At 60.5% G+C, this 4,331-nt stretch carries 6 protein-coding genes; 1 reads left to right on the top strand and 5 read right to left on the bottom strand.

Going from position 1 to position 4,331, the window contains the following annotated elements; translation table 11 throughout:
• The 5 genes from ACQY7U_RS19135 to ACQY7U_RS19115 all read right to left on the bottom strand — a co-directional run.
• On the bottom strand, positions 1–1,038 hold a 1,038-nt coding region (locus ACQY7U_RS19135), incomplete at its 3' end, for an FAD-binding protein (RefSeq protein WP_428647885.1).
• 5 nt (positions 1,039–1,043) lie between these two features.
• A complete protein-coding gene (sdhD, locus tag ACQY7U_RS19130; RefSeq protein ID WP_428647881.1) occupies positions 1,044–1,427 on the bottom strand; it encodes a succinate dehydrogenase, hydrophobic membrane anchor protein in 384 nt (127 codons plus the stop codon).
• A gap of 11 nt (positions 1,428–1,438) precedes the next feature.
• Complete coding sequence (sdhC, locus tag ACQY7U_RS19125) at positions 1,439–1,837, bottom strand: succinate dehydrogenase, cytochrome b556 subunit (protein ID WP_428647878.1); 399 nt, start codon at positions 1,835–1,837, stop codon at positions 1,439–1,441.
• Positions 1,838–2,009: 172 nt separating this feature from the next.
• Positions 2,010–2,945: a glutaminase gene (locus tag ACQY7U_RS19120; protein ID WP_428647876.1), complete on the bottom strand. Its 936-nt coding sequence runs from the start codon at positions 2,943–2,945 to the stop codon at positions 2,010–2,012.
• A 90-nt stretch (positions 2,946–3,035) separates the two neighbouring features.
• Positions 3,036–3,749, bottom strand: a complete 714-nt coding sequence (locus ACQY7U_RS19115) for a sulfate transporter family protein (protein ID WP_428647874.1) — start codon at positions 3,747–3,749, stop codon at positions 3,036–3,038.
• Between the two features lie 170 nt (positions 3,750–3,919).
• On the opposite strand from ACQY7U_RS19115, the gene ACQY7U_RS19110 reads away from it, so the two are divergent.
• Positions 3,920–4,331, top strand: a 412-nt coding sequence (locus ACQY7U_RS19110) for a hypothetical protein (protein WP_428647871.1), incomplete at its 3' end; no start/stop codon positions are given.

Below are 4,331 nucleotides of genomic sequence, written 5' to 3'. Positions count from 1 at the left end.
GACATCGACACCGGCAAAGATCTTGGCGCTTTCGGAGATCCCCGGCAGGCGCAGCTGCAGCGCTTCGGGCGGCAGGTGGTTGAGGTGCAGGTGAATGTGATCGCCGTCTTTACCTACGCCGCGACCTTCGCGCACTTCCATGGTCATCGAGCGGCTGACATAGTCCCGCGGCGCAAGGTCCTTGTACTGCGGCGCATAGCGCTCCATGAAGCGTTCGCCTTCGGAGTTGGTGAGATACCCCCCTTCCCCGCGTGCGCCCTCGGTAATCAGGCAGCCCGAACCGTAGATACCGGTGGGGTGGAATTGGACAAACTCCATATCCTGCAGCGCCAGGCCAGCCCGCGCGACCATGCCGCCCCCGTCGCCGGTGCAGGTATGAGCCGAGGTCGCGCTGAAATAGGCACGGCCATAACCACCGGTGGCCAGCACAACCATCTTGGCGTTGAAGACATGCATGGTGCCGTCGTCAAGCTTCCAGCAAACCACACCCTGACAAACGCCATCGTCCGACATGATCAGGTCGATGGCGAAATACTCGACATAGAACTCGGCATTGTTCTTGAGCGACTGGCCGTAGAGCGTGTGCAGGATGGCGTGGCCGGTGCGGTCGGCTGCCGCACAGGTGCGCTGCACCGGAGGGCCTTCGCCGTAGTTCTGCATGTGGCCGCCGAAGGGGCGCTGGTAGATCTTGCCTTCCTCGTTTCGCGAAAAGGGCACGCCGTAATGCTCCAGCTCGTATACGGCCTTCGGCGCCTCGCGGGCCAGATATTCCATGGCATCGGTGTCGCCGAGCCAGTCGGAGCCCTTGACGGTGTCGTACATGTGCCACTGCCAGCTGTCCGGTGTCATGTTGACGAGGGACGCGGCAATGCCGCCCTGGGCGGCCACCGTGTGCGAGCGGGTCGGGAACACCTTGGAAATGCAGGCGGTCCGGAGGCCCTGCTCGGCCATGCCGAGCGTTGCACGCAGGCCGGCACCACCCGCGCCGACCACGACCACGTCGTAGGTGTGGTCGACAAATTCATACGTCTTGGCCATTCGGGTCAGCCTCCAAAGCCAATCTTGAGAACTGCGAAGATGCAGCCGAAACCAATGAAGACACAGAAGAAGGTGTTCATCATCAACGTGATGAACTTGAGGCCTTCGCCGTGCACATAGTCCTCGATGATCACCTGCATGCCGAGCTTCATGTGATAGACGCCGGAGAGGATCACGAGGAGCAGAATGATGGAAACGAGCGGGTTCTTCAGGGTCTCGATCAACTCGGCATGGGAAGAGCCCTGCATGGCGATGACCAGGATCACGAAGAACGAAATCAGGAAGACGTTGGCAACGGCGGTAACGCGCTGTTTCCAGAAATGGTCGGTGCCTTCCTTGGCCGAGCCGAGGCCACGAACCTTGTTGAGCGGGGTGCGCATATCAGTCATGTCGCTCTCCTTCAGCGAACCGCGTAACCGATGATCCAGAGGATCAGGGTCAGGGCAACGGAACCGATGATGGTGGCCCGGGCGAGCCATTCGCGGGCTTCCTTGCCGAAGCCGGCGCCCATGTCCCAGATGAAGTGGCGCAGGCCGCCCAGCATGTGGTGCACGAGGGCCCAGGTGAAGCCGAACAGGATCAGCCGGCCGATGAAGGAGCCGTAGATGCCGTTGACAAAATCGAAATAGGTGGGGCCCGCGGCGGCGGCAATCAGCCACCAGGCCAGAAGGATGGTGCCGAAATAAAGCGCCGCGCCAGTGATGCGGTGCAGGATCGACATGACCATCGTCAGAATGGGTTTGTAAATCTGAAGATGGGGCGATAGCGGGCGATTGCCGCGCAGATCGGCGTTCGACATGGAATTCCTCTCCCGTACGACGCTACCTTACGTTTACGCAAACGTAATCAAATCAAAGCGTTGTCTCATGCGTTCTAGCGCTAACACTTCGAAACGTCAAAATATCCTATAGGCCAATTCGCCTGCAAACCACTTCTATATCGTTTTAAATGCCGCAATGCGGAAAACTCACCTATAGGTCACCCTGCCCGCCGTCACGGGAAACGCCGAAAACGGACCATCCCGTTCTACGTGCAAAAGTCTCCATCGCCTCGGTGCCGAGCTTGGAATTGCCGTAGCGGTTGAGACCGGGCGACCAGACGGCAATCGATGCGCGTCCGGGCGAGATCACCAGGATCCCGCCGCCGACGCCGCTCTTGCCCGGCATGCCGACCCGGAAGGCAAAGTCGCCGGAGCCGTCATAATGGCCGCAAGTCATCATCAGCGCATTGATCCGGCGCCGGCGCTCGATGGAAACCAACGCGGGCATCTGCGGCGAATCCACCAGAAACCGTCCGGCCATGGCCAGCTGCCGGCAAGTCATTTCAACCGCGCATTGATGACAATAGGTGCCAAGCACCTTGTCGACCGAGGCCTGCAGGTTGCCGCAGGAGGCGAGGTAATGCGCCAGCGAGAAGTTGCGGTGTCCGGTGGCGATTTCCGACTGTGCCACCTTTTCGTTGATGTGAATGCTGTCGTCGTCGGCGGCTGCGCGCACGAAACGCACCAGCTCTCCCAACGCCTCCTTCGGCGGCGAGCCGGAAAGATAGGTGTCGGTGGTGACAAGGGCCCCGGCATTGATGAAGGGATTGCGCGGAATGCCGTTTTCGCGTTCCAGAAGCAGGACGGAATCGAAGGAGAGGCCCGACGGCTCCCGCCCGACCCGGCTCCAGAGCTGGTCGCCGACCCGGCCGAGCGCAAGCGCCAGGGCGAAGACCTTGGAGACGGACTGGATCGAGAAGGGAACATCCGCGTCGCCCGCGGAAAGGACCTCTCCGCCAGCGGTCGCAATGGCGATTCCGAACTGACCGGGATCAACCCCGGCAAGCTCGGGAATATAGGTCGCGACCTTGCCCCTGTCGGGATTGGCCAGCGCGGCTTCGGCGATCTCTGTCAGCAGATCCTGCATGCGGCTCTCCGTTTCGGAGGGGCAGTTCTTCAGATTGCCGCACGGGATGCAAGTGTTTCCTGAGCCGGGACGGCCCTGGAAAGGAGAATTTTACGCCGCTCCCGCGAAACCCGGCTGGCGCGCGGCGAGCCGCTTGTAGAGATGCATCATGAAGATGGTGGCGAAGATCGGCGTGATCAGGTTGAGGATCGGCACCGCCAAAAGGCCCGCAATGACGAGGCCGCCCAGAAAGACCGTTCCGCTCCGCGCCTTGCGGAAGGCCTTGGCTTCGGCGGGCGGCAGGAAACGCATGGCGGCGAACTCGAAGAACTCGCGGCCGAGCAGATAGCCGTTGACCACGAAGAAGGCGATCAAATTGATGCCCGGAATGAGCAGCAGCAGCAGGGCAAACAGGTTGCCGAGAATGACGACACCGGTGAACTTGATCGCCTGACCGACAGATTGTGCAACCGGCAAGGCCTTGCCCGGCCGGTCGCCCGGGTAATCCCGTGCTTCGACGATGTCGGCGATGTCATCCTGGAACAGACCGGCAAAGAGCGCGGAGATCGGCGCGATCAGAAAGCCGAGCGCGAAGACGGCACCGATCCCGGTCAGGATGGAAATCGACCATTCCGCCCAGGAAATCCAGCTGCTGCCGTCGCCCCATTCGGTTGCGGCAACACCCAGGAAATGGCTGACGACACCCTGCAGGACAACCCAGATCACGACCAGAATGGCAAACGTGAAGCCGAGCATTTTCCAGAAAATCGCCCGGAAAGGCTGCTCGAATACCTGTGACATGGCGCGGGTGGCTGCCTGGAACATGGGACCCCTTCAAGATCGGTTTCGGACCGCCTGCACATAGGAAATCCCGGAGCCGGGCACAAGGCACGAAAGACACCGGGGAACTTCCTGTTGTGCTCGAAACCTCCGACAACTAGCCTTGCCTCATCGATTACATGCTTCTCAGAAGTGAAGTCTGAAGGGAATGCTCCATGCTGCACCTCCATTTCAAGGCGGATGCCGATCCTTCCAATATCCTGGACACGGACGCACTGGAAATCTTCCAGTTCGAATGGGGCATCTATCAGACGCTGGTTCAGTCCAATTCCATGAACCACAGGGAAATCGCAGATCTCCTGCGCGAGCTGATCGACACGCATTTCGACAGGCCTTTCACTTTCATCGATCTTGCCTGCGGCGACAGCAGCCTTGCCCATACGGTGCTCGAGGGAAGCCAAGTCGCCCGATACGAGGGACTGGACCTTTCAGGACCCGCTCTTCAATGCGGAGCGGAGATCATGAAGGAAGTTCCCTACGAAGTGGATCTGGACGAGGAAGACATGGTGGCCGGCATTGCCCGCCGGCCGGAGAGCGCCGACATGATCTGGTGCGGCTTTTCCATCC

This window comes from Roseibium sp. (genome assembly GCF_050301095.1).
Lineage (GTDB): Bacteria > Pseudomonadota > Alphaproteobacteria > Rhizobiales > Stappiaceae > Roseibium.
The sequence above is the reverse complement of the archived record's forward strand: the minus strand, read 5'-3'. Positions and strand labels throughout refer to the sequence as shown.